The sequence below is a fragment of the Clostridium carboxidivorans P7 genome (assembly GCF_001038625.1).
GTDB lineage: Bacteria > Bacillota > Clostridia > Clostridiales > Clostridiaceae > Clostridium_AM > Clostridium_AM carboxidivorans.
Map to the genome: position 1 here is coordinate 4,398,884 of NZ_CP011803.1, position 24,925 is coordinate 4,423,808.

A 24,925-nucleotide genomic window follows, 5' to 3' on the forward strand; every position below is an offset into this window, starting at 1 on the left:
ACCTCCCTTTGAAAAAAATGACAAATTAACTTTTGCTAATTTGTCATTGCTGTTTCATTCATAATATTAAATATGTTTTTCTATAACACTTTTTATTGCTTCCTTTGGTCTAAATCCTACTAGTGTATCTACTACTTTTCCATCCTTGAATATCATAACAGTTGGTATACTTGCTACTCTATACTGATTTGATGTTACAGGATTTTCATCTACATTCAATTTCAAAAATTCTACTTTATCATTAAGTTCTTCGGAAATTTCATCTATTACAGGAGCTAACATTTTGCAAGGTCCACACCAAGAAGCCCAAAAGTCTATAACTACAGGTTTTGAAGATTCCTGAACAGCCTTTGAAAAATCCATATCCTTTATTTCTTGTACCATAACTTATCCCTCCATTTATACCTTATTAAGGTATGATTTATATTTTAATTTTATGTTATATTTCTCATTTAGTCAATAGTTGTTAATAATGATTATTAATTTGTGTGAATTTCTTATTTATTAATTATACTTTTTATTACAGAATTATTATATATTGACTTAGGATATTTATCTACTAATTTTTGAGCATAACTTAATGCTTTATCTTTATCTAAGTCCTTATACATAGTAGCTAATGCATAAAGTACTGGTTCTTCATAGCCATCCTTTGCATCCTTTGCATATTTCTCATCATATTCAGTATAATATTTTATAGCATTTTGTGAGTCACTTGATAAATAAAAGCTAGTTCCTAACATATAAATTATGTGAGGATATAAATAATAATCTGCTCCCATTTCATAGGCTTTTGTAAGATTATTTTTAGCATTAGGAAGATCTTGACTATCCATATAGCCATACCCTTTTCCATAAAAGTATTCTACACCTTCACTTTTGAGTATATTAATGACACTTGAAATAACTTCCTTATCATCATTAGACACATTTTTATCTTTCCATTTTGTATAATCGTCATATAGATTGTCAAAATTTTTACTTTGAATATCACTTCTAATTTTATCTGCTGGAAAAGTTTCCTGCTGAACTTTTTTTGGAGCCTCTTTAGTTGCTTTATTTCCATTATTACTAGATGTTTTTGCTGTATTTACTTTTGATGTTTTTGTATTATGAGATTTAGCCATATTACTTTTTACTTTTTTAAACACAGCTGTAGCTCCAAATGTTACTGCAATTATTAGCAATACACCTATTAAACAATAAATGGCATTTTTCGTATCAATTTTGTTTTTTATAACTCCGCATTTTATTAATACTTTTTTGTTTTCTTTAGCCATACTATTATTTTTATCTATTTTCATTACATTTTCTATACTATTCATAGCTTTATCATATTGACCCTTTTTTATATAGCAGAAAGCTTTGTAATTATTTACATTAATGTAATTGTAATCACTTTCTGAACATTGTTCCAAAAGGTCTAATGCTTCATTTATATGCAGTCCTTTTATAAGTGATATTGCTTTTTCATAAGTATATAATCTGCTCTCGTCACTTTTAGTACTAGCTAAATATTTTTCAGAAACTCCATCATTATTTATTTGATGATTCATCTTCCAAAGCTTTCGAGCACTATCTATATCTCCCTTTAAATAATGTAACAATCCCTTAAGATTTATAGATGCTGCATTTTTTATATCTAATGATATGCTTTCTTCGCATAAATCCATGGCCTTATCTATATAACCACTGTTATATTTATTTGATGCTTTAATATATATTTTCTTAGATTTATCCATATGCTTAAGTTCCCCTTAATGCTATTTTCCTTAGTTAATTGTATATAAAACCTTTCCTTCAGAATTTTTTACTTCCATTGATTTATTTAAGCTTGAATCAAAAGAATGAATAGTCCAGTTTTCTATATGAGATTTATTATAGTTATCATCTTCATATACATTAACCTTTAAGCTTATGTTATTATTAGCTTTTTTTGCTGACATTATTTGTTGTTTTTTATCTGATGTTTCTATAATTGTTGAGACATTTCCTGTACTCACATTTAACATATACAAATTGCCACCCTTAGAAACAGTTCCTTGTGATGAACCTATTACTACCAATAAATTTTCATCATCAACCCATTCTATATCTCTAGGTGAAATCTTATTATTTCCTATAATTTCGTAGGTAAAATTATTTCCATTAGTATTCTTTACAAATACTTTGCCTATACCTTCTTCTGATGCTTCTTCTCCCTTACCTTCTATACATGCCCTATATGTGCCATTAGTTGAATCTTCCCAAGGAGTACTAAACTTTGGCTTTGTACTTTTATCTAATTGTTCTTTTGCAAACTTAATAGTGCTGGAACTTTTAGTATTTGTGCTTTTAGTTTGAGGCTTTGCTTCCTGCTTTTTTGGGTTAACTTGTTCTGAAGAAGTATTCTTTTTTGAATCACTTTTTTGAGCAGATGTTGTTTCATTATTTGTTGATGCACTTTTTTCCTTATTTCCTGAGCATCCTGTAAAAGCTAATGTTAAAAGCACTGATATTGAACAAGCAATTGTAATTAATCTTTTTTTCTTTAAGTTTTTCATATTGATTTCCTCCTTATTATTGCACAAATGTTTTCAATGAATCTTTTTAAAAATAATGCTTAATCTACCTATATTATATACTAAAATACAGTTTAAAGATAATGTTTTAAATATAAAATAAAACCTGATTGGAATAAAATTCTCAATCAGGTTTTACTTTATATATTAAGTTAAGTAAGCTATCTAAATTAGTTTTCCATTATTAATTGTTTTGCTTTTAATATAGAAGATGCACTCATTGAAAATTCATCTAAACCATACTCTACTAGTGTAGGAATAGCTTTTTCATCTCCAGCCATTTCTCCACACATACCACACCATTTCCCTTCTTTATGAGCAGCTTCTATAGTCATTTTTATAAGCTTTAACACTGCTGGATGCATTGGATTATAAAGGTATGATATTTTTTCATTCATTCTATCTGCAGCCAAAGTATACTGTATCAAATCGTTAGTTCCTATACTAAAAAAGTCAACATGTTTTGCAAGTTCATCTGCACATACTGCTGCTGCAGGTATTTCTACCATTATTCCTGTTTCTAATTCTGCATTAAATGCTTTTCCTTCTTTCTTCAATTCTTCCATACATTCACTTAAAGTTTCTTTTGCTTGTAAGAATTCTTCTAAAGAAGATATCATTGGAAACATTATTTTCAAATTACCAAAAGCTGAAGCTCTAAGTAAAGCTCTTAATTGAACTTTAAATATATCTTTTCTATCAAGACAAAGTCTTATAGCTCTATATCCTAAGAAAGGATTCATTTCTTCTGGAAGTGGTAAGTATGGTAACTTTTTGTCTCCACCTATATCTAGTGTTCTGATTACCACTGATTTTCCTTCCATCTTTTCTACTGCGTATTTGTATGATTCAAATTGTTCTTCTTCAGTTGGCATATCATCTCTATCCATGTATAAAAACTCTGTTCTGAAAAGTCCTATAGCATCTCCACCATTTTCTAAAACCTGATGAACATCCTGTGGCTTTCCTATATTTCCTGCTACTTCTACTCTCTTTCCAGCTTTAGTAACAGTTTTTACACTTATAAGTTTTTTAAGTTCTTCTTTTTCTTTTTCATAAGCTTCTTTTTTAGCTTCATATTCTTTAACAGTATTTTCATCTGGGTTTATTATAACTATACCTTCATTACCATCTACAACTACTGTATCACCATTTTTTACTGAAGTTGTTATATCATTTAAACCTACAACAGCTGGAATTTCTAGGGTTCTTGCCATTATAGCACTATGTGAAGTTCTTCCACCTATATTAGTTAAAAAAGCTATAACTTTGCTTTTATCAAGTTGTGCAGTATCTGAAGGTGTTAAGTCATGAGCAACTACTATTGTATTAGCTGCCATTTCTTCTGAATCTGCTGATATTTTTCCAGCAAGATTAGTAAGAATTCTCTTACTAACATCCTTTACATCAGCACCTCTTTCTCTCATGTATTCATCTTCCATAGCTTCAAATATACCTGCATACATAGTTGAAACATTGTCAAGAGCCTTTTCAGCATTAACTTTATCATTTTCTATTGCCATATCAACTGCACCTGCAAACTCAGGATCATCTAACAACATCATATGGCTTTCAAATACAGCAGCCTTATCAGCACCCATTTCCTTTTCTGCTTTTTCCTTTATTCTAGTCAACTGTTCTCTTGAAGCATCTAATGCCTTTTTAAATCTTTCTTTTTCTGATTTTACATCTTCTATTTTTCTCTCTTCAATTTTAACTTCATTAGCCTCTTTTATTAAAACTTTGCCTATAGCATATCCTTTTGAAGCTGCAATTCCTTTTTTCATCTTTTATTTATCCTCCTCAAAATAATTACAATTTATCAAATCTATATTTTAAAACTTAATTTCTATTTTAATGTAATTGTTTAAAGCTAAAATATTTTTAAAGCAATTATCATGCCAATCCTAATAAAAATTTAAAATCAATCTAAAAACATTCCTCAAAAACTCTTATTTATTAATGAAAATCACAATTTTAAAATATAGTTTTTTTAATTTCTTTCGTATTTTATAATATTACAGTTAAAAAAATATTGATAAAATTTATCAACTAAAACCATTATATTGTTATAAAGTAATTTAAAAACTGGCCTTAACCTCTGGACTTACAACGGATTTTAGGTTAATATTATACTTGATAAATTTTATCAGATTTTGTACATATATATGATATTTTTTATCAAGAGGAGATGAATTATGTATAAAAACAGTATAACCATAACAATACATAATGGAATACACACACGAATTGCAGCTATGATAGTTCATAAAGCTACAGAATTAAAAAGCAAATATGGAATAAACCTATATATGAGCAATTCATCTGCAAAAGAACCTATAGCTATAAGTATGTTAGCCTTGTTATCTTTAAAAATAAGAGAAGGTGAAATGGTTGAGATTTCCTGCAAGGAAAACTCTATGAATGGCCAACATGCAGTATTAGAACTATGCAATTTTATAACTATGTATATAGTAAATAATAATAATTCAGTTTTATCTAAAATAGATGACATAATTGAAGAAAATACTATTGCTTATGCTCAAATAGTAAAAAATATTCCTGTTGGGATATTAGTTATTGATGTAAATGGATATATTACAGCCATGAATGACTATGCACTTAAAATAGTTGATAAAAATTTAGAGGATGTAATAGGACACTTTGTAAAAGACATTATTCCAACTTCTGATTTGCCAAACATAGTAACTTCAAAAGAGCGTAAGGTTGGAGAAACTCAATATATAAACAATCATCTTGTTTTAACTAATAGATCTCCTATATTCTCTAATGATAAAGTTATTGGAGCTTTAGGAGTATTCCAAGATATATCTGAATTAATAGGTATTAAAGAATTAAATGAAAAATTCAAAAAAATATTAGAAGCATCTCATGACTTAATTTGCTTTGTAGATGATAGACGAATTATAAGTTATGTAAATCCATCTTATGAAAAACATTTTGGTATAGAAAGTAAAGATATTGTAGGTAAAGATTTAGCCACTGTGTCTCCAAATGGACTCCGAATTAAAGTATTTAATACAAAAACACCAATTGAAAATAAAGTTTACCACAAAGATAGCATAAATATAATTTCCACAATAGAACCTATTTTTATAGACGGTATATTTAAAGGTGTTATTTCAATATCAAAAACTGTAGACGAAATCAAAGACTTAGTAAAAAAACTGGAGAAATCCGAAGAAGAACTTAATTATTATAAAGATGAATTAAACAGACATAATTTTAGCAGTTCTTTTAGTTCTATAATAGGCTGCAGCAGTTCTCTTAAGGATTGTCTATTTATGGCACAAAAAGCTTCTAATTCACCCTCTACCGTATTAATTCGTGGTGAAAGCGGAACAGGTAAAGAGCTTATTGCTAAAGCTATTCATAATAATAGTAATAGAAAAAATAAACCTTTTGTTAGAGTTAATTGTGCTGCTATTCCAGAAAATTTACTAGAAAGTGAGTTATTTGGATATGAGAAGGGCGCCTTTACAGGTGCAATTAAAAGTAAACCTGGAAAATTTAATATAGCAAATGGTGGTACTTTATTTTTAGATGAAATTGGAGACATGCCTGTATCTATGCAGGTTAAATTATTAAGAGTACTTCAGGAAAGAGAATTTGAAAGTGTTGGTGGCCTTACTACCCAAACAGTAGATATAAGAATAATTGCCGCTACTAATAGAAATCTTGAAAAAATGATAAAGGAAGATAAGTTTAGGGAAGATTTATACTATAGATTAAATGTTATAAGCATTATTCTTCCTCCTTTAAGAAATAGAAAAGAAGATATAAATCTTTTGGTAGAACACTTTATTCAGAAAATGAATATTAAACTCAATAAAAATGTTACAGGCATAGATAAAAAATCCCTTATGCATTTGCAGGAATACCATTGGCCTGGAAACATAAGAGAATTAGAAAATATTATAGAGAGAGCTATAAATATGTGTGAAAACAGCTTAATAGCAGAAAAAGACTTACCTTTTTACATTAAAAATGGTGAATTGGAAACTGGTTCTTTGATAAACCTTAAAAACGGTAAACTTCAGCCTTTAGAACAATATGAAAAAGAATTGATAACTTTAGCTATGAAAACCTATAAAAGCTATAATAAAGCTGGAAAAGCCTTAGGAATTACTCATAGAACTGTATCTTTAAAATGCAAAAAATATGGAATAGATTTAGCTTCTCTTTAAAAGTTATCCACATTTTCAAAGCAAAATAATCCCCATTGTTTAAAAAACTTTGGGGATTATTTTACTTGATTACATCTTGAAACTCCTTGGAGTCCTTTACTGGATTAAAGTCTTCTTCTTTAGAAGCAATACCTTTTATATCTGGTGACATGTTTACAGCTGTTTTTAAATACTTTACTGTATTCTCCACATCTCCTCGTCTTCCATATATACTAGCTTTGCCATAATAACTCCATATATAATTTTCAACCTCTAAATCTTTATCATACCAGGTTAATGCTGCATCATAATCGCCATGCAGCTCATACCCTAAAGCTTTGTTAAATCTAGCATACCCAAAATCAGGCTTTAATTGAAGTGCTTTGTCTATATTTTTCATTCCTTCGTCAAAGCTACCTTTATAACATAATGCTATTCCTTTAATATTATAAGCCTTATAAAAATTTGGATCTGCCTTTATAATTTCATCAGCTAATGCTATTGTATTATCATAGTTCTTTTCTCCAAAAGCCTTATAGCTTTCACTATATTTTTGTTCCTCAGCCTTTTGGGCTTCTGTCTGCTTTGAAACATTATCATCTTTTTTTTCTTTTATAACTGTATTATTATTAGAACTTTCTTTATTTACGTTTTCTATTATACTATTATTTTTTCTATTATTTATTGCTTCCTTATAAGCTATGCCAATTACTACACATACTGATATACATGCAATTATTACTTTAACCTTCATGGGTATTTTTCCATATAAGCCATCATCGCTATTTCTAAAAAACATAAAGTACCTCCACATTTCTGTTATATACCTTATTATAACCATTTGCTAAAAATATTTCATTCATTTTTCATCCGATCGCTACCATTGCTAATACCCCCACCTTCTTCAAGTTGGGGATAAGCAATGATACGCGCCTGGATAAGTTCTTCTAAGACTCAGATGGGTAAAATGCCTAAATGGCATTTTACGAGCTTGCTCAGGTAAGAGGTATTCCTCATAGGCAAACTCCACCTGAGTCTAAGAATCACTTGATACTAAAGTACTTTACACCATTTACAATAATCTTCATACTTATTTTTAATAAACTCTTTTATTTCTTCTTCACTATGTTTTCTTGACCTTACGCAATACTGAGCAATATCGCTGCATATATAACATGTTCTTGGTTTGAAGCCAAGCATTCCTCTACTTAAACTATTATTGTTTTCATCATAAACATCGATATCTACGTATCTGCCTAGAAAATGTTTATTTTCTATGTTAACTGTTATTTTTTTTATGTCTTTAGCATTTTTATTCACAATAAGTGTTAATGATGGACCTTCTGCTGTTATAGCAAAATTCTTATACTCTATATATTGCTTAAGCTGTTCTATTAAAAACTTGTTCATAAATTTCATTATGCCAAGTGTTATAGTATTATTTTTAACTACACCAGGATAATTAACTCTCATAAAAACTAATGTTTTTTTATACAATTTAATTAACTTTTCTTGTTCACAAACTCTTTCTTCTCTGCACATTAATATATCTTCTGGCGTATATTCTTTTATACCTTTTATATTACAATTTTTTTGTTTATCTTTAACATAATCTTCGTAAGTGTAATTTGTTAACCAACATCTATTCATAAACTAATGTGGAGAGTTACTTTTTTGTATTTTCTCTCTTATCTCCTTTCCTTTATTAGAATTTAAAAACTTCCATGTTACTTCAGGTATTATATTTTTTACTTGATCCATTTGATTATTTTTTATAAATTCTCTAACTTTAGAAGCACTTATATAATTGCCTTCATAACATTTTCTCTCTATTTCAATCAGCTCTACACCATACTTTGGCATAACTTTTTTTAACGTATTATTATATGTATTAGTAACATTACAGTAGGGTTCTTCACCTACAAATCTCTTTATTATATTTAATTTTTTACAAAAATATTCCCCAAATATGTTACAATCAATATTTTCATAGGATTTTAATCTTTCATCCTCTTTTCTAATAAAATAGGATGGAAAAGTAGCTGACGATATAATATATTCACTACCTGGAATAACTTTTACATTTTTAAAATCTGATAAACCTTCTTCTACCATTGAATATCTATCCTTGAAAGGAAATAAGGATTTGTCTTCTTCCACCACAAACACTATAACTTCACTGCACTTTTTTGAAGCTTCTTCTACTAAATACCTATGTCCATTAGTAAATGGATTGCAATTCATTACTAATGCACCTTTTTCAGTAGTTACATCTATTTCATATTTAGCTATCATTTTATCTAAAGCTTTATTTATATTATAAATTCCATATTCTAATAAAGCAGCATTTTCTTCTTTATATATAAGATTAAAATTTAAAGAGGTAAATATTTTTACTTTGTCTGGTTTAGTAAATAAAAAACTATGGTAAATTCCTTCTTCAAAAAGCTTATCTACTAAATTAGATATAAGGGAAGAAGTTATGTTTTCTCCCCTTATATCCTCTGATATGGCAAAGCACTTAAATATATTCTTAGCTTTAGAACAAGTGGCTTTAATTGCATTATTTCCATCTCTAAAAACCACTGTATAATCCACATCTTTATCCAGTATTAATCCAAAGCTTTCTAAAAACTTATATACTTCATTTTTTTCTTCTTCATTTTTCAAATTTATTTTCTGAAGCTTTAAATCATACATTTTTATCTCCTTAACTTAATGGTTTTCTAACTACATCTATTATAGTACCATCTCTATATTCTACTACTGCTACAACCTTATCTGTAAATTCTATAGGCGCTGGCTTTCCTGTCATATTTTCAGCTAAATCTTTTAGTTCTTCTATTGTCATAACAGGTAAATTTTTAGCTTTTAATTTTTCTATTAAATCCTTTCTTATTGGATTTACAGCTATACCTCTTTCTGTAACTACTACATCTATACTTTCTCCTGGAGTTGTAACTGTAGTAACCTTATCCTTTATAATTGGAAGTCTTCCTTTTATAAGGTTTGTAACTACTATAGCAAGCTTTGCTCCTGCTGCAGTATCACTGTGTCCACCTGAACCTCCCATTATTATTCCATCAGAACCTGTTGTTACATTTACATTGAAATTTGTATCTATTTCTGTAGCTCCAAGTATCATTACATCCAAGTTATTTACTACGGCTCCTTTATTATGAGGGTTCCCATACATTGATCCACTCATACCTTGATGTTTAGGATTATTTCTATAGGATTCTACAGCTTTTAAATCAAAGCACTGTACATCAAATATATGTGTGAATAATCCTTCTTCAAACATATCTACAATATAACCTGTTATTCCACCTGCTGCAAAACTTCCTGTTACTTTCTTATCTCTCATTATTTCTTTTAAGTTTTCTGCCACTGCAAGAGAGGTTCCTCCTGCTCCTGTTTGAAATGACATTCCATCCTTTACAAGTCCTGAAGCTTCCATAACCTTTGATGCCATTTTAGCTATTTTAAGTCCTACAGGGTCCTTTGTAATTTTTGTAGTACCTGATACAATACCTGCTGGATTTCCTATAGAATCAACTTTAACTACATAATCTACATAAGTTTGATTGATCTCAATAGGACATGCTGGGTAAGGAACAAGGTTATCAGTAATTGCTATTACCTTATCTGCATATTCAGCATCGGATACGGCATATCCTAATGAACCACAAGCAGCATTTCCATAAACTCCATTTATGTTTCCATAAGTATCCGCAGTTGGTGCTCCTATGAATGCTACATCTATATGTAAATCTCCACTTTCTATAGCTCTTGGTCTTCCACCATGAGTCATCATTACTGCTGGTTTTTTTAAGTATCCCTTTGATATAGCTTCTGCCACAGGTCCTGACATATAGTTTGCAACTATTCCTGTTACAACACCCCTCTTCATATATTCTACTAAGGGCTCATGTATTGGGAATATAGAACTTGCTGCTACAGTAATGTCTTTTATTCCTCTTTTTGAAATAGCATACATTACATTATTAAGTATGAAATCTCCATTTCTTAAATGATGGTGAAAAGATATAGTCATTCCATCCTTTATTTCTACTTTATCTAAAGCTTCTTCTATGCTGTTTAATACTTTATCTTCTCCCGGTTTTACTGAACTTACATTTACACCTACTTTTTCTTTAACACCACAATTTGAAAAAGCTCCTTGAAAAGGCTTTACTTCCCTATAGCCTTCTATATTATCAGGAATTTCTCTTCCTAGTACATTTTTCATAGTAATACCTCACTTTTTCCAGATTTAATCTAACACATATTAATTAAATAAGACCTAATAATTTAGCCAATTCTACAGTAGTTACTGCTCTGTTTATTACAGGTGCATCTACCATTTTTCCATCTAAAGAAAATACTCCTAATCCCTTAGCTTTAGCTTCATCTCTAGCTTCTAATACTCTTACTGCATGCTTTATTTCAGCTTCTGTTGGTTCAAATACTGAATGTATAGTGTCTATTTGTCTTGGATTTATGGATGATTTTCCAGTGAAACCTATACTCTTGGCTTTAAATGTATCTTTTCTTAATCCTTCATAATCATTAGTATCTGTAAAAGGAGTATCTATAGCATCTACTCTAGAAGCTCTACAAGCTGTAGACACTCTGTTTCTTGCATAAAATATTTCTTCTCCTTCTTTTGTTCTCTTAATTCCAAAGTCTGAAGTTAAATCCTCTGCTCCCAAAAGTACACCTACTACTCTTTTTGATGCTTTTATTATGCTGTACACATTTTCCAAGCCATAAGCTGTTTCTACAATTGGAATAAGTTTTATATGATTGTCTTCAAATTTTTCTTCACTTTCAATTTTAGAAAGCATTTTATCTATAGTTTCAAGCTGTTCTTCTGTAGCTTTCGGAATCATTAATGCATCTGGCTTAACTCTAGCTATAGTATCTATATCCTTTGGTCCATATTCAGTATCTAGTGGATTTACTCTTACTACTAGTTCTACTGCTGAATAATCTATAAATTTTATAGCTTCACTAACAAGTCTTCTTGCACTATCCTTTTCTGTAAGACTTACTGCATCTTCTAAATCAAGTATTACTGAATCAGCTCCAAGTATTGGTGCACTTTGAAGCATTCCAGGGTTGTTGCCAGGCATAAAAAGCATTGTTCTTCTTAGTCTTTTCATATATCTCACCTCAATTTTAAATTTACATTGCTCTTTCTATAGCTGTTTGAACTCTCGCTTTTATTGTATAATCTAATGCTCCTTTATCCTGAGCCTTTATAGTTATACTTTCTATTCCTAATTCTTTTACTTTTTTTAGTATAGTTTTTTCTATTTGTTTTCCAAACTGCTTCATTACTATACTTTCAAGTTCTAAGTCTACTTTTCCATCTTCATTTGGTGCAACCATAATCATTATGTCATTTGACTCTAGTGTACCTGCTTTGGCTACCTTCTTTATTTCCATTAGCTTTCTCTCCTCATATTTTTAATTTAATCATTTACAGATTCTAAATATTCTTTTTGTCCCATTTCGTACAAATTATTTCCTTCAGAATCTATTACTACAACTAAAGGTAAATCTTCTACTTCTAATCTTCTTACTGCTTCAGATCCTAAATCTTCGTAAGCTATAACCTCTGCCTTTTTTATAGCTTTTCCCATAAGTGCAGCAGCTCCACCTATAGCTGCAAAATAAACAGCTTTATTCTTTTTCATAGACTCTATTACTTCTTTTGATCTTAAGCCTTTTCCTATCATTCCCTTTAAGCCTATATCCAATAATCTTGGTGCATAAGGGTCCATTCTATAACTTGTAGTAGGTCCTGCTGAACCTATTACTTTTCCTGGCTTTGCTGGACTTGGTCCTACATAATATATGATTGAATCTTTTACATCCATAGGTAATTCTTCACCTTTATCTAAAAGTTCTACAAATCTTTTATGAGCTGCATCTCTTGCAGTATATATAACTCCTGATACTAATACACTATCTCCAGCCTTTAAATTTTTAACCTTTTCCTCTGTGAAAGGAGTTGTAATTCTTTTTTCCATACCTATACCTCCAAATTATCAATAATTATAATTCTATCTCTGCATGTCTTGTAACATGGCAATTTATATTAACAGCAACTGGAAGTCCTGCTATATGAGTTGGATATGTTTCTATATTTACTGCAAGTGCAGTAGTCTTTCCACCAAATCCTTGTGGTCCAATTCCTAAAGCATTTACTTTATCTAAGAGCTCTTTTTCCAAGTTTTCATAAAATGGATTTGAATTTCTTTCTGCTAAAGGTCTAATTAGTGCTTTTTTAGCTAAATTTGCTGCTTTATCAAAGGTTCCACCTATACCTACACCTACTACAATTGGAGGACATGGATTAGGTCCTGCCTCTTTTACTGCTTTAAGTATAAATTCTTTAACTCCATCTAATCCATCTGCAGGTTTTAACATTTTAATTTGACTCATATTTTCTGAACCAAATCCCTTAGGAGCCACAGTAATCTTTAATTTATCACCTGGAACTAAATTGTAATATATAACTGCTGGAGTATTATCTTTTGTATTTACTCTATCCAATGGATCTTTTACTACAGATTTTCTTAAATAACCTTCTGTATATCCTTGTCTTACACCTTCATTTATAGCATCTTCTAAGCTTCCTCCTACTATATGAACCTCCTGACCTAATTCTACAAATACACAAGCCATACCAGTATCCTGACACATAGGCATTTTTTCATTTTTAGCTATATCTACATTTTCAAGTATTTTTTCTAAAATACCCTTTGCCATATCCCATGTCTCTTCTTCTTTAGCCTTTTTTATTCTACTTTTAACATCATCTGAAAGAAAGTAATTAGCATCTATGCATAATTTTTTTATAGAACTTGTTATTTCTGATACATTTATATCTCTCATATTTATCTTTCTCCTCTTTGTAAATATTTTGGTACTTTTTTGTAGATGAAAAGGCAGTTTAATCAAACCGCCTTTTGCAAATTAAAGTACAATTATTTTCTTCTATTTATTAACGCAATAACTCTATTCATTTCATTGTTAACTATCATGTATCCTTCATCTACGCCCATTCCTGGTTTAGCAAGTACTTGTTTTGCGCCACAGGCCATACCTATATTTGTAGTTACTTCAGCAGATCTATTTGTTTCATTGCATGTTCCTCCACAATATGCTCCCATATCATGTTCTTTGCAATACATTATTGCATCTGCTATATTATTTACTCCACCTAAATCAGGTGTCTTTATTTGTACCATATGTCCTGCTTTATTGTCTGTAAAGAATTTTACATCATCCACTGTGTTGCACCATTCATCTGCAACTAATTCTACTTTTATTCCTCTTCCATCTAATTCTGCTGTTAGGTCTCTTAATGCTTCCATTTGTTTTTGTCTTTCTTCTACATCCATTGGTCCTTCTATTCTTAAATGGAATGGTTTTGCTGCTTCTTCTAATGTTTTTATATAATCAGCCATTGCTTTTGTATCATAATTAAATGCAGCACCTATTGTTCCATATACATCTATATGGAATATTGGACTATAATCTTCTTTTGTTCTTAATTTTATTACTCTATCTCTTAACCATTCAACATACTTTAATAGTTTTTCACCTTTTAATCCTAATTTTTCTTCTACATTATTTATAAGTGCATGTGGCATTACATCTGCACCCTTTATTATCATTTTATCTGAGTTGTCGTATCTGTCATCTCCTGATTGAGTAAATATTGGCACTCTCTTCATTTCATAACCTGGATTGTATTCATTTCTTATTACTTCTGCCATAGTTATTTTTTGAGCTTTTGCTACTGCATCAAGTATTGCTTGAGTTACTCCATATCTTATAGCTGTATGCAGTCTTTTTCCATTAACTTGCATTTTATCAAATTCTTCTGCTAGTGCTTTAAATTCCTTTAATTCTCTTCCTATAAGCTTAGGTGCTATTTCCTTTTCTATAACTGGAATAAAATCTTTAGCTAAAAATAAAGGATCTCTTCCACCTGCTCCTGAATACTGCACTGCTGCACAATCTCCATATGCTACCTGACCATCTTCTAATATAAGCATTACAGATATAGCTTCTCCAGCCTGTCTTACATTTTTAAATCCTTCTGTTACTGGTTCTCCTACATAAGTGAATCCATCATGTCCTGCTCCCTTTTTTATAGCTCTCTGATCATCGAAATAAAATCCTGTTTTTGATTCTGAACAAATAACGTCAACTATTTTCATTTTTTACACCGTCTTTCTAAATAGTTTTTGCATACTTATGTAATTTACCCATTGACTCCCGCTCTAATACTCCATCTTTTTCAAGTTGGAGCAAAGAACGAATGTGTCTCTAGATATGTTAAACTAAAATTACTCAGGTCTTCCTATCAAAACACCTTTTCCTACAGCAAATATATCATCTATAGTCATCTGGAATGTTACTTCTCTTCCTTCAAACTTTCCTCTTTCTTCTAACTTTCTTGTATTGAATGCCTTTAATTCTTCAGTTAATGGCAAGTTTCCAAAATTCAAGTATCTTACTGCCCCATTATTATCTCTTGCTGGCATCATTTTTCCTACATTATACTTGCTTGGTGCAAATGGTATATCAACTATTCCTGCTGCAAAGCCTTTTACTGTTCCTACTGCTAAATCTCCATTTCCAAGCTCAAATAATTTATCCATCATACATTTAGTTTCTGCTTTTATTATACTTATTTCTGTTTCTAATTCCTTTGACATTGGAAGTCTCTGTCCCTGGAACATATTTAATGCCATTTTTGTTGCTTTTATTCCTGCTGCATTTGCTTCTTTTGTTGGTATTCCCAATGCTTCATGTGGTGTTTTTACTATAACCTTTGTTGCTCCTGCTAGTGCTGCTGTTGCTGCTCCTGATCCTATTACTCCAAATGCTTTTGCTTCATCCTGTGGGAATCCTCCCATCCACTGATGAAATACTGTTGTTACATAAACATCATCGTATCCATACTTTTTTAAATATTCATTAACTTGTTCTTCTAAGGCTCTTATTGCTGCAACATCTTGAACTAAATTTCCACACTGTCCATATCCTACTGTTATATTCTTAACTCCTTGTTCTGCTGCAAGCAATGCTTCTGTTATTGCTACTGTATTGGATGTACTTGGTGGAACTAAAGTTCCTGTTAAAGGTCCAAATGGTTCTCTGTTGATTGATATTCCCTGTTCCTCATAATATCCAACAAGTCTATCACAGTACTGCCAGTCCAATAAGCTTTTTTCTATTGATACATTTTTAGCATATGGAACATTATAAGATATTCCGCCGCCTTCATTTGAAGTCCATCCTGCTGCATGTATTATTTCTGCAAGCAATCTTGAATCTGGTGTACCATGTCTTGCTTGAAGTGGAAGATTTACTGCTTCAAATACTTCTCTGCATCCTTTTACTCCATGGTTTACTCCTGGAAATCCGTTTAATAGGGATCTTCCTGCTGCTAAACTTTCTTTTATTCCTATTTCACATTCATCATATCTATTTTGTCTTGTATAACTATCTATTGTTGATGGTAATAAATCTGCATCTCCTTCATTTTGAAGGTGTTGTAGAAGTTCTATATGTTCACTTATTAGTGCAACTCCTGCTCTTGGCTGTGCTAATGTTATTCCCGCTTCTTTAGCTTTTCTTAATTTTGCTGGAAAACTCTTATTTTCTGGTACCTTTTTTAAATATTCTACTGCTTCCTTTAAATCTACTTCACTTCCTGTTGGCCATTGGCTTAATACTTCTTTTCTCATTTCGAAAAATTCTTCATCTGTCCACTTTTTATTTTTAAGTTCCACCTCAATTACCTCCTAATCAACTTTAACCAAGTATTTTTTCATTATTCTAACTGCCATATCAGGATATTCCTCTGCTAGAAGACCCATCGCAGACATTATATAAGTTTTATCAAGTAAATACTGTGGATTTTTAGGTTTCAAATGTGTAGGATCAGTTTCGTCAAAAGTACCTGCCTTTAATATTCCTGCAGGATTTTTACTATGAACTAAAACCCCACCTGTTCCTATAAGATATTTTACCTCTAAAAGATCTTTACCTTCTTGCGAATATATTACTCCACAAGGGGTATACAGTGTTTCAAGAACTCCTACATGCCTTTCTAAAGATATTTCAGTTGCTGCTTTAGCCATAGCCTCATCAAACTTTATTTCATCTTCAGTTTTTGGCACCATTTTTATATTTTCCGCTCTAAATTTACAATTTCCCTCTACATCTACAGTTTTATCATTTAAATATTTGTATATTCTTTTTGTAGTTGCTGCTTCTAACAATGCTTCTGCAGAATATCTCATACCTAAGTCACCTTCTACAGTTCTCTTGGCAAAAGGTTCTTGGAGACCTCTTAATGTTACACCTGCTTTAGAAGGTTCTCCATCTGCCAATGAATGTACATCTGTAGTAGCTCCTCCTATATCTACAACTACTAAATCTCCAACTCCTTCTTCTTTATCTGTTCCTTCGCTTAAAATTCTTGCAGCTTTAAGTACTGCTGCTGGAGTTGGCATTAATATTCCGCTTATATAGTTTTCCGCTTTTTTCATTCCTTTTGCTTCAACTATTTTTTCCATAAATATTTTTCTTATTTCTTCTCTGGCTGGTTCAACATTTAAAACATTAAGCTTAGGCATTACGTTATCTGTTACTTTATAGAACATATTAGCCTCGCTTAGTATTTCTTCAACTGTATCTACTGCAACTTTATTTCCAGCTACAACTATTGGTTTATCTATTCCACTTTTAGCAAGCATTTTTGCATTATGAATTATACATTGCTTGTTTCCTCCATCTGTTCCTCCTGCTAAAAGTATAATATCCAAATTTGAATTTTTTATTTCATTTATTTCTTTTGATGTAAGATCATAACTATATACATTTAAAACTCTAGCTCCAGCACCAAGTGCCGCCCTTTTAGCAGCTTCAGCTGTAAGTTCTGGTACCAGTCCAATAGCTACCATTTTCAATCCACCTGCAGCAGATGAGCATGCCAATTTTTTTAAGAAATTAACTTCTTTTCCTTTTAAATTTTCTTGAAGTTTTTCATAGGCATTATTAAAGCCTATCATTATATCATCTTCTATAGTAGTAATATCCTTAGCCGTAGCAAGAATTTCTTCCTTTTCTACATCTACAGCAGTAAGCTTTGTATATGTGCTACCAAAATCTATCAGTAAGTAACTATTCAACCCAATCACTCCTGTTATACTCACATAGAGCTTTTATTTTTAATTAATCTTCAATTTTTAAATCTTTCCTTAAATCTGCAATGTCAACTTCTGGTGATGTACCTGGTGCATAAACTCTATCAAATCCCATTTGTTTAAACTTCTTTTCTACATTCTCCCACTTTTGCTTTCCTACTACTAGATTTCCTCCAGCATATAGTACTATACTATCTAATCCTGATTCATTAAGCTTTTCACGTAAACCTCTACAATCGATTTCACCATGTCCATAAAGCGATGAAACTATAATTGCATCTGCATTAGTTTCTATGGCAGCATTAATAAAATCTTCCTGTGGACAAAGTACTCCTATATTAACTACATTAAATCCTGCTTGTGTAAATGAATGTTCAAGTATTTTATTACCAACTGCATGACAATCTGAACCAATTACACCTATAACTAAAGTCTTCATTATGAAACCTCCCAAACTTTACTTTTGATATTTTAATTCTATTATTTGTGATTTTAAAGCTTTTACAGAATTATCATCTAAGCTATATAAAAACTTAACTATTTCCTTATCCTCTGTACAACTTTCCTTAACATCTTTATATCTACCTGGAGATACTATTAACACCTCTGAATTATTTACAATCTTTAATAATTCATCTTTATCTGTGGTATTTGTATATTGAATGTCTATATTGGAAAGTCCTGCTTTCTCCAATGCACCTCTTGCTTTAAACATGAATTCTTGTGACATGCAAACAAATCCAAACCTAGTTTCTTCAGGGTATCTTGCAATTTTAACTATAGTTTGTAAGTTAACATTTATAGCTACTCCTATTACTTCCTTTTTAAATTGTTTTGTCATTCTCACTACTTCATTAACATGATTAAATGTTGCTATTATTACCTGGCACTTTTCTATCATGCTTTTAGTTTCTTTTGTTGGCATTTTTATATCATCTAAAGTAAAGGGAATAACATTCATATTAGTACTATCCATTAACTGCTTACTAAACATTCTTGATTGTTCAATATTGCATTCAACATATAATGCTGTTATTTTGCTCATAAGTTCTTTTTTCTCTCTTACTCGCTGCATAACAATTTCTAAAAATTCATCTGCATCCATACCAGTTTCTAGAGCTTCTTCAAATCCTAAATCGACAAATTTTATTATCTTTTCTTTTATATTTTGTACTTTCCAAGGATTAGCTTCTTCAGCTACAAAAGTTCCTCTTCCTTGATAAGATTTTAAAACGCCTTCTTGTTCTAGCTCATTATATGCTGTACTTATAGTATTTCTACTTACTTTTAACTTTTCAGACAATTCTCTCTCTGTGGGCATCTTATTGCCTACAGTTAATATATCAGTCTTTATTAAATCCATAATTTGTTTTTTAACTTGTAAGTATAGTGGCACTCCACTTTCTTTGTTTATCTTGATTTCTATAGTAATCACCCCAAAATTCATTGGATTAATGGACTAGTCCATTTCTTGATTTAATAATATCACACCTGCAAATGCACTTCAATTACTTTTTATAATTATTCAAATTTTAGAAAATTCCATTATTTATTATGTTTTAGTCCACTTTAAACCTTGTTTTAATTGCAAACATATATTTACTTATTACCTCATTGGCATCACTTACCTTAAGGCATATTTACATATATTCATATTAAAAAAATTAATAACTTTATATTTTTAATTACCAAAAATTTACTTAGCAAATGAAAAGACCTGTATATTTTCCTTCACAGCATACAGGTCTAATTTAGGCTTAACTTGGATTTTCTATTGATTATAATAATCATTAACTGATTTTACTAATGAAGTTACTATTTTAGATTGATATTCATCTGTGTTTAACTTTTCAGCTTCACGTGGATTAGACAAAAAACCACACTCTACAAGTATGGAAGGCATACTATCATTAGATCTTAATACCTTATAAGAATCTAGTGCTGGTTTTTCCTTTCTATTATTATTAGGATCTAAATCTCTTTTTAAATTTTCCTGAGTTATTTTTGCTAACTTCTCACTTTCCACATTTTTAGAATACCAAACTTGCGCTCCATAATATTGTGGTTCAGGAAACATATTAAGATGTATACTTATAAACATATTGCACTTACTGTCCTTTTTAATTTTGCATCTATTATTTAAATCTTCAATTTTTTTCTTTCTTATTCTTCCACTATTCTCATATAACCCTTTATCTTCTTTCCTGGTCATTATTGCCTTATACTTTTGTTTTTCAAGTTCAGACTTAAGTTTTAACCCTATTTTCAAATTTATGTCTTTCTCCAAAATTCCACTTTTAGATGTGGCTCCACCATCAATTCCACCATGACCAGGATCTATGAGTATGATTATATTTTCCTTATCATTGGTACTTGTATTTAAATGAAACATAGGCATAGAATATTTTCCATTAGCATAGAATATAGAAGTCAGTGATAACAGTATGATAAAGCTAACTAATATTAACTTCTTATTTTTAAATTTCAATATTATCCCTCCCAAAATAAAATTTCATATATATTCTATGCCTTAATATTGATTTTTAATTAGCACAATTTTTTACAATAAAAAAAAGAGAGGAAATTTCCTCTCTCCATGCTTTCTATCTCTTTGAGAATTGTGAAGCTTTTCTAGCCTTTTTAAGACCATATTTCTTTCTTTCTTTCATTCTTGGATCTCTTGTTAAGAAACCAGCTTTCTTAAGTTCTGGTCTTAAATTTTCATCAGCCTTTAAAAGTGCTCTTGAAATTCCGTGTCTTATAGCTCCAGCCTGACCAGTAAATCCACCACCGTGTACATTTACTAATACGTCAAACTTTTCTTTAGTTCCAGTTAAAGTTAATGGCTGATTAACTATAACCATTAAAGTTTCTAATCCGAAATAGTTTTCCATTTCTCTTTTATTTATTACTACTTTACCTTCACCAGGTACAAGTCTTACTCTTGCGATTGATTTTTTTCTTCTTCCTGTTCCAAAATACTGAACTTTAGCCATTTTTTCTCCTCCTTCCAGTTTCCAATTAATATCTTAATTCTAATACTTCTGGTTTTTGAGCTTGATTATCGTGCTCAGCACCTCTGTATACTTTTAATTTTTTAAGCATTTGTCTTCCTAATACTCCCTTTGGAAGCATTCTTCTAACTGCTTCTTGGAATACAAATTCAGGTTTCTTTGCTATAGCCTCTCTATATGGAGTCTCTTTTAATCCACCTGGGTAAAGTGAATGATGTCTTAACATTTTCTGATCTAATTTCTTACCAGTTAAAACTACTTTTTCTGCATTTATTATTATAACAAAATCTCCTGTATCAACGTGTGGTGTAAATGTTGGTTTATTTTTTCCTCTTAATATTGAAGCAACCTGGCTTGCTACTCTTCCTAGTGGCTTTCCAGCAGCATCAACAACATACCATTTTCTTTCAACTTCTTGTGGTTTTGCTATGTATGATTTCATGGTTTTACCTCCCTAAATTCTTTTATAAAATACGTGCTTCTATATAAAGATCCGGGGCTAGTGGATCTTTTATACTTGTAATACAAACATACATTATTATAATACAATCTGCCTGGCGTGTCAATAAGTTAAACACTGAAATTACTTAGTTTATCTAATAAAATACTTTTTCTAAAGTTAATCCACATGCTGGCGCAGATTTTCCTGCATTTGATCTATTTTTAGAACTAATTATTTTATCAATATCTTCAGGATTAAACCTATTAGTTCCTACATCTAAAAGAGTTCCTACTATAATTCTAACCATATTATATAAAAATCCATCTCCTATAATAGAAAATTTTATATAATTTCCATCTATATCTATATTGAGTTCTTTTATTGTTCTAATAGATGTTTTTACAGAACTTCCACTTTTCTTAAAAGCAGAAAAGTCATGAGTTCCTAAAAAATACTTTGCTGCTTCCTTCATTTGTCCAATATTTAAGTTTTTATTAAAGTAATATACATAATTTCTTCTTATTGCTGGTCTATGAGATCCAGTCAACACTGTATAAACATACTTTTTTCCTATACTATTAAATCTAGAATGAAATTCTTTGTCTACTTCCTTAGACTCAATAATCACTATATCCTCTGGTAAAAAAACATTTAGCGCCTCTTTAAAATTTTCAGGTGGTATTGAACTCTCTGTAAAAAAGTTACAAACAAACCCTTCGGCATGAACTCCTGCATCCGTTCTACTAGATCCTGTAACCTTTGAAAAAACTTTAGTAGCCCTTTCAATAGCTTCCTCAACCTTTTGTTGAATTGACTCAGCATTATCTTGTCTCTGCCATCCACAATAATTAGTACCATCATATTCAATTACTAGTTTAATATTCTTAATTAATGCCATGTGTTACTCCATACTGAAACAACTACTAACACCATCATACTTATACTTGCAGTAAAGTCTCTACTGGTCATTTTTAATTGTTTCATTCTAGTTCTTCCTTCTCCACCTCTATAGCATCTAGCTTCCATAGCCATTGCTAGTTCATCAGCTCTTCTAAAGGAACTTATAAAAAGAGGAACCAGTATAGGAATAAGATTTCTTGCTCTTTTAATTAAACTTCCTGATTCAAAATCAGCTCCTCTAGCCATTTGAGCTTTCATTATTTTATCTGTTTCATCCATTAAGGTTGGAATAAATCTTAATGCAATAGTCATCATCATTGCTAATTCATGAGCAGGTACACCTATTTTCTTTAGTGGATTTAAAAGTTTTTCTATACCATCTGTTAATTCTATTGGTGATGTAGTTAATGTTAATAATGATGTTCCAATTATTAAAAATACAAGTCTCAAAACCATAAAGGCAGCAAGTATTAACCCTTCCTTATATACTTTTAAAAACTTCCATGCAAATAGTGGCGGGGTTTTACCATCTGTCATAAAAATGTTCAATAACGCTGTTATTAATACCAATATAAGTACTGGTTTAAGTCCCTTGTATATATATCTAAAATTTACCTTAGATATAATTATTGAAAGTAAAGTAAATGCTATTATAAATATGTACCCTTTAAAAGTATTTACTAAAAATAGATCTATTATATATACTAAAGATATTATTATCTTTACTCGTGGATCTAACTTGTGTACAAAAGAATCTCCAGGCACATATTGTCCTATTGTAATATCTTTAATCATTTACTAACTCCCCTAACGTTTTTTTAGTATTCTTAATATTTCCTCTTTGGCTTGCTGTATAGTAAACACATCACTAGATATATCTATTCCCTTTTCCTTCAGTGCCCTTACGAGGTAAGTAACTTGTGGTACTGCAAGCCCAACACTTTCTAATGTATCTATTTCTTTAAACACTTGTGATGGAACTCCATCAAGTATGGCTTTTCCTTTATGCATAACCAATATCCTATCAGCAAGCTTTGCTACATCTTCCATGCTATGTGATACGAGTATAATGGTCATTTTATATTCTAGATGTAAATCTTTTATCTTACCTAAAATATCGTCTCTTCCCTTGGGGTCAAGACCTGCAGTTGGTTCATCTAGTATTAAAATCTTAGGTTCCATAGCCACTACACCTGCTATGGCAACTCTCCTTTTTTGACCACCACTTAATTCAAAAGGGGACTTGTCTTTATACTTTTCATAATCTAAACCAACCATGCTCATAGCCCTTTTTACTCTGCTATTTATCTGATCATCACTTAAGCCTAAATTTTTAGGACCAAAAGCAATGTCTTTTTCTATAGTTTCTTCAAAAAGTTGATATTCAGGATACTGAAATACAAGACCTACTTTTTTTCTTATGAAATTTAAATTAACTTTCTTTTCAGTAATATCAACATCGTCTATTACTATTTTACCTGAACTTGGTTTTAACAAACCATTAATATGCTGAATAAGTGTAGACTTTCCTGAACCAGTATGACCAATTAAAGCAACAAATTCTCCCTCATTAATAGTAATATTAACATTGTCTAGTGCTTTTTTTTCGAAAGGAGATCCTTTCATATATATATGGGTTAAATTTTCTATTTTAATTGACATAATTCATCCACCATCTCATCTATAGTTAATATATCTTTTCTTATATTTATGCCACTTCGCTGCAGTTCATAGCTTAATTCTGTCATTTGAGGTACATCAAGTCCTATATTTTTCATTTTTTCAACCTGACTAAAAATATTTTTTGGAGTGCCTTCCATAATAATTTTGCCTTCATCCATAACTATTATTCTATCAGCTTCTACTGCTTCTTCCATATAGTGAGTAATTAGTATTATAGTTATACCATATTTACTATTTATCTCTTTTATAGTTTTCATTACTTCTTTTCTTCCTGATGGGTCTAGCATAGCTGTGGATTCATCAAATATTATACACTCAGGCATCATTGCTAATACTCCGGCTATAGCTACTCTCTGCTTTTGACCTCCTGACAACAAATGAGGTGCATGTTTTCTGTAATCATACATGTTTACTTTTTTTAAACATTCATCTACTCTTTTTCTTATTTCTGCTGGATCAACACCTAAATTTTCTGGACCAAAGGCAACATCTTCTTCTACGATAGTTGCAACTATTTGATTATCCGGATTTTGAAAAACCATACCAGCTTTATTTCTTATATTCCAAACATTCTTTTCATCACATGTGTCCAATCCACTTACATATACTTTTCCGTCAGTAGGAATTAACAACGCATTCATATGCTTTGCTATAGTTGATTTTCCAGAACCATTTCTCCCCAGAACAACTAGAAATTCTCCCTTTTTTACCTCGAGACTAGCATTATTAATAGCCAATTTTGTTCCATTTTTATCAGCATTTTCATATTTATAAATAACATTTTTGCATTCTATCATTTTACTTTCCATGGAAGCACCTCGCTAAATTAATGCAGTAAGTTATCGCTTATCTACTTTTTTTATATATAAGAAAATGGGGATTAAGTTAGTTTACT

General features: G+C 30.6%; 25 protein-coding genes. 1 reads left to right on the plus strand and 24 read right to left on the minus strand.

Going from position 1 to position 24,925, the window contains the following annotated elements:
• Window positions 1-66 precede the first annotated feature (66 nt).
• The 4 genes from trxA to ptsP form a co-directional block, all read right to left on the minus strand.
• Window positions 67-384, minus strand: a complete 318-nt coding sequence (trxA, locus tag Ccar_RS19545) for a thioredoxin (RefSeq protein ID WP_007063148.1) — start codon at window positions 382-384, stop codon at window positions 67-69.
• 113 nt (window positions 385-497) lie between these two features.
• Complete coding sequence (locus tag Ccar_RS19550; protein WP_007064347.1) at window positions 498-1,742, minus strand: tetratricopeptide repeat protein; 1,245 nt, start codon at window positions 1,740-1,742, stop codon at window positions 498-500.
• Between the two features lie 30 nt (window positions 1,743-1,772).
• Window positions 1,773-2,543 (minus strand): DUF4652 domain-containing protein, encoded by a 771-nt coding sequence (locus Ccar_RS19555; RefSeq protein WP_007063145.1) that lies wholly within the window; start codon window positions 2,541-2,543, stop codon window positions 1,773-1,775.
• A 188-nt stretch (window positions 2,544-2,731) separates the two neighbouring features.
• A complete protein-coding gene (ptsP, locus tag Ccar_RS19560) occupies window positions 2,732-4,348 on the minus strand; it encodes a phosphoenolpyruvate--protein phosphotransferase (protein WP_007063144.1) in 1,617 nt (538 codons plus the stop codon).
• Window positions 4,349-4,759: 411 nt separating this feature from the next.
• On the opposite strand from ptsP, the gene Ccar_RS19565 reads away from it, so the two are divergent.
• Complete coding sequence (locus tag Ccar_RS19565) at window positions 4,760-6,769, plus strand: sigma 54-interacting transcriptional regulator (RefSeq protein WP_007063143.1); 2,010 nt, start codon at window positions 4,760-4,762, stop codon at window positions 6,767-6,769.
• A 61-nt stretch (window positions 6,770-6,830) separates the two neighbouring features.
• On the opposite strand, the gene Ccar_RS19570 is transcribed toward Ccar_RS19565, so the two are convergent.
• The 20 genes from Ccar_RS19570 to Ccar_RS19665 form a co-directional block, all read right to left on the minus strand.
• Window positions 6,831-7,547 (minus strand): tetratricopeptide repeat protein, encoded by a 717-nt coding sequence (locus Ccar_RS19570; RefSeq protein ID WP_007063142.1) that lies wholly within the window; start codon window positions 7,545-7,547, stop codon window positions 6,831-6,833.
• Window positions 7,548-7,801: 254 nt separating this feature from the next.
• The gene (gene citX / locus Ccar_RS19575) at window positions 7,802-8,290 is read right to left on the minus strand and encodes a citrate lyase holo-[acyl-carrier protein] synthase (RefSeq protein ID WP_242852176.1); all 489 of its coding nucleotides are present in this window, start codon (window positions 8,288-8,290) and stop codon (window positions 7,802-7,804) included.
• Between the two features lie 111 nt (window positions 8,291-8,401).
• Window positions 8,402-9,448 carry a [citrate (pro-3S)-lyase] ligase gene (citC, locus tag Ccar_RS19580; protein ID WP_007063140.1) on the minus strand — a complete coding sequence of 349 codons (1,047 nt, stop codon included), beginning with the start codon at window positions 9,446-9,448 and terminating at the stop codon, window positions 8,402-8,404.
• Window positions 9,449-9,458: 10 nt separating this feature from the next.
• Window positions 9,459-11,000: a citrate lyase subunit alpha gene (gene citF / locus Ccar_RS19585; protein ID WP_048030352.1), complete on the minus strand. Its 1,542-nt coding sequence runs from the start codon at window positions 10,998-11,000 to the stop codon at window positions 9,459-9,461.
• A gap of 43 nt (window positions 11,001-11,043) precedes the next feature.
• Complete coding sequence (locus Ccar_RS19590) at window positions 11,044-11,916, minus strand: HpcH/HpaI aldolase/citrate lyase family protein (RefSeq protein ID WP_007064317.1); 873 nt, start codon at window positions 11,914-11,916, stop codon at window positions 11,044-11,046.
• A 22-nt stretch (window positions 11,917-11,938) separates the two neighbouring features.
• Window positions 11,939-12,202 carry a citrate lyase acyl carrier protein gene (gene citD, locus Ccar_RS19595; protein WP_048030354.1) on the minus strand — a complete coding sequence of 88 codons (264 nt, stop codon included), beginning with the start codon at window positions 12,200-12,202 and terminating at the stop codon, window positions 11,939-11,941.
• A gap of 26 nt (window positions 12,203-12,228) precedes the next feature.
• Window positions 12,229-12,789, minus strand: a complete 561-nt coding sequence (locus Ccar_RS19600) for a Fe-S-containing hydro-lyase (protein ID WP_007065246.1) — start codon at window positions 12,787-12,789, stop codon at window positions 12,229-12,231.
• A 25-nt stretch (window positions 12,790-12,814) separates the two neighbouring features.
• A complete protein-coding gene (locus tag Ccar_RS19605) occupies window positions 12,815-13,657 on the minus strand; it encodes a fumarate hydratase (protein WP_007062414.1) in 843 nt (280 codons plus the stop codon).
• 92 nt (window positions 13,658-13,749) lie between these two features.
• Window positions 13,750-14,991: a methylaspartate ammonia-lyase gene (locus Ccar_RS19610; protein ID WP_007062413.1), complete on the minus strand. Its 1,242-nt coding sequence runs from the start codon at window positions 14,989-14,991 to the stop codon at window positions 13,750-13,752.
• 129 nt (window positions 14,992-15,120) lie between these two features.
• Window positions 15,121-16,572 carry a methylaspartate mutase subunit E gene (locus Ccar_RS19615; protein WP_007062412.1) on the minus strand — a complete coding sequence of 484 codons (1,452 nt, stop codon included), beginning with the start codon at window positions 16,570-16,572 and terminating at the stop codon, window positions 15,121-15,123.
• A 12-nt stretch (window positions 16,573-16,584) separates the two neighbouring features.
• Window positions 16,585-17,976, minus strand: a complete 1,392-nt coding sequence (gene glmL / locus Ccar_RS19620) for a methylaspartate mutase accessory protein GlmL (protein WP_007062411.1) — start codon at window positions 17,974-17,976, stop codon at window positions 16,585-16,587.
• Window positions 17,977-18,019: 43 nt separating this feature from the next.
• Window positions 18,020-18,430 (minus strand): methylaspartate mutase subunit S, encoded by a 411-nt coding sequence (gene glmS, locus Ccar_RS19625; protein ID WP_007062410.1) that lies wholly within the window; start codon window positions 18,428-18,430, stop codon window positions 18,020-18,022.
• Between the two features lie 18 nt (window positions 18,431-18,448).
• The gene (locus Ccar_RS19630) at window positions 18,449-19,438 is read right to left on the minus strand and encodes a GntR family transcriptional regulator (RefSeq protein ID WP_007062409.1); all 990 of its coding nucleotides are present in this window, start codon (window positions 19,436-19,438) and stop codon (window positions 18,449-18,451) included.
• 324 nt (window positions 19,439-19,762) lie between these two features.
• Window positions 19,763-20,479, minus strand: a complete 717-nt coding sequence (gene cwlD / locus Ccar_RS19635) for an N-acetylmuramoyl-L-alanine amidase CwlD (RefSeq protein ID WP_007062408.1) — start codon at window positions 20,477-20,479, stop codon at window positions 19,763-19,765.
• A gap of 115 nt (window positions 20,480-20,594) precedes the next feature.
• Window positions 20,595-20,987: a 30S ribosomal protein S9 gene (gene rpsI, locus Ccar_RS19640; RefSeq protein WP_007062407.1), complete on the minus strand. Its 393-nt coding sequence runs from the start codon at window positions 20,985-20,987 to the stop codon at window positions 20,595-20,597.
• Window positions 20,988-21,012: 25 nt separating this feature from the next.
• Window positions 21,013-21,447, minus strand: a complete 435-nt coding sequence (rplM, locus tag Ccar_RS19645) for a 50S ribosomal protein L13 (protein ID WP_007062406.1) — start codon at window positions 21,445-21,447, stop codon at window positions 21,013-21,015.
• Window positions 21,448-21,601: 154 nt separating this feature from the next.
• A complete protein-coding gene (truA, locus tag Ccar_RS19650) occupies window positions 21,602-22,336 on the minus strand; it encodes a tRNA pseudouridine(38-40) synthase TruA (protein ID WP_179945258.1) in 735 nt (244 codons plus the stop codon).
• Complete coding sequence (locus Ccar_RS19655) at window positions 22,336-23,142, minus strand: energy-coupling factor transporter transmembrane component T family protein (RefSeq protein ID WP_007062404.1); 807 nt, start codon at window positions 23,140-23,142, stop codon at window positions 22,336-22,338. The genes truA and Ccar_RS19655 overlap by 1 nt, the downstream gene beginning before the upstream one ends.
• A gap of 12 nt (window positions 23,143-23,154) precedes the next feature.
• Complete coding sequence (locus Ccar_RS19660) at window positions 23,155-24,009, minus strand: energy-coupling factor transporter ATPase (protein ID WP_007064900.1); 855 nt, start codon at window positions 24,007-24,009, stop codon at window positions 23,155-23,157.
• On the minus strand, window positions 23,994-24,839 hold the full coding sequence (locus tag Ccar_RS19665; RefSeq protein ID WP_007062401.1) for an energy-coupling factor transporter ATPase: 846 nt from the start codon (window positions 24,837-24,839) through the stop codon (window positions 23,994-23,996). Before Ccar_RS19665 ends, Ccar_RS19660 begins: the two co-directional genes overlap by 16 nt.
• Between the last annotated feature and the right edge of the window lie 86 nt (window positions 24,840-24,925).

What these genes read in the sequence shown, in the direction of transcription:
- rpsI (WP_007062407.1), bottom strand. Translation starts at nt 20,987, where the DNA reads ATGGCTAAAGTTCAGTATTTTGGAACAGGAAGAAGAAAAAAATCAATC.
- trxA (WP_007063148.1), bottom strand. Translation starts at nt 384, where the DNA reads ATGGTACAAGAAATAAAGGATATGGATTTTTCAAAGGCTGTTCAGGAA.
- Ccar_RS19590 (WP_007064317.1), bottom strand. Translation starts at nt 11,916, where the DNA reads ATGAAAAGACTAAGAAGAACAATGCTTTTTATGCCTGGCAACAACCCT.
- Ccar_RS19555 (WP_007063145.1), bottom strand. Translation starts at nt 2,543, where the DNA reads ATGAAAAACTTAAAGAAAAAAAGATTAATTACAATTGCTTGTTCAATA.
- Ccar_RS19630 (WP_007062409.1), bottom strand. Translation starts at nt 19,438, where the DNA reads ATGAATTTTGGGGTGATTACTATAGAAATCAAGATAAACAAAGAAAGT.
- Ccar_RS19550 (WP_007064347.1), bottom strand. Translation starts at nt 1,742, where the DNA reads ATGGATAAATCTAAGAAAATATATATTAAAGCATCAAATAAATATAAC.
- Ccar_RS19610 (WP_007062413.1), bottom strand. Translation starts at nt 14,991, where the DNA reads ATGAAAATAGTTGACGTTATTTGTTCAGAATCAAAAACAGGATTTTAT.
- citF (WP_048030352.1), bottom strand. Translation starts at nt 11,000, where the DNA reads ATGAAAAATGTACTAGGAAGAGAAATTCCTGATAATATAGAAGGCTAT.
- Ccar_RS19565 (WP_007063143.1), top strand. Translation starts at nt 4,760, where the DNA reads ATGTATAAAAACAGTATAACCATAACAATACATAATGGAATACACACA.
- Ccar_RS19570 (WP_007063142.1), bottom strand. Translation starts at nt 7,547, where the DNA reads ATGTTTTTTAGAAATAGCGATGATGGCTTATATGGAAAAATACCCATG.
- Ccar_RS19665 (WP_007062401.1), bottom strand. Translation starts at nt 24,839, where the DNA reads ATGGAAAGTAAAATGATAGAATGCAAAAATGTTATTTATAAATATGAA.
- glmS (WP_007062410.1), bottom strand. Translation starts at nt 18,430, where the DNA reads ATGAAGACTTTAGTTATAGGTGTAATTGGTTCAGATTGTCATGCAGTT.
- citC (WP_007063140.1), bottom strand. Translation starts at nt 9,448, where the DNA reads ATGTATGATTTAAAGCTTCAGAAAATAAATTTGAAAAATGAAGAAGAA.
- citD (WP_048030354.1), bottom strand. Translation starts at nt 12,202, where the DNA reads ATGGAAATAAAGAAGGTAGCCAAAGCAGGTACACTAGAGTCAAATGAC.
- Ccar_RS19655 (WP_007062404.1), bottom strand. Translation starts at nt 23,142, where the DNA reads ATGATTAAAGATATTACAATAGGACAATATGTGCCTGGAGATTCTTTT.
- citX (WP_242852176.1), bottom strand. Translation starts at nt 8,290, where the DNA reads ATGTGCAGAGAAGAAAGAGTTTGTGAACAAGAAAAGTTAATTAAATTG.
- Ccar_RS19660 (WP_007064900.1), bottom strand. Translation starts at nt 24,009, where the DNA reads ATGTCAATTAAAATAGAAAATTTAACCCATATATATATGAAAGGATCT.
- Ccar_RS19600 (WP_007065246.1), bottom strand. Translation starts at nt 12,789, where the DNA reads ATGGAAAAAAGAATTACAACTCCTTTCACAGAGGAAAAGGTTAAAAAT.
- ptsP (WP_007063144.1), bottom strand. Translation starts at nt 4,348, where the DNA reads ATGAAAAAAGGAATTGCAGCTTCAAAAGGATATGCTATAGGCAAAGTT.
- rplM (WP_007062406.1), bottom strand. Translation starts at nt 21,447, where the DNA reads ATGAAATCATACATAGCAAAACCACAAGAAGTTGAAAGAAAATGGTAT.
- Ccar_RS19605 (WP_007062414.1), bottom strand. Translation starts at nt 13,657, where the DNA reads ATGAGAGATATAAATGTATCAGAAATAACAAGTTCTATAAAAAAATTA.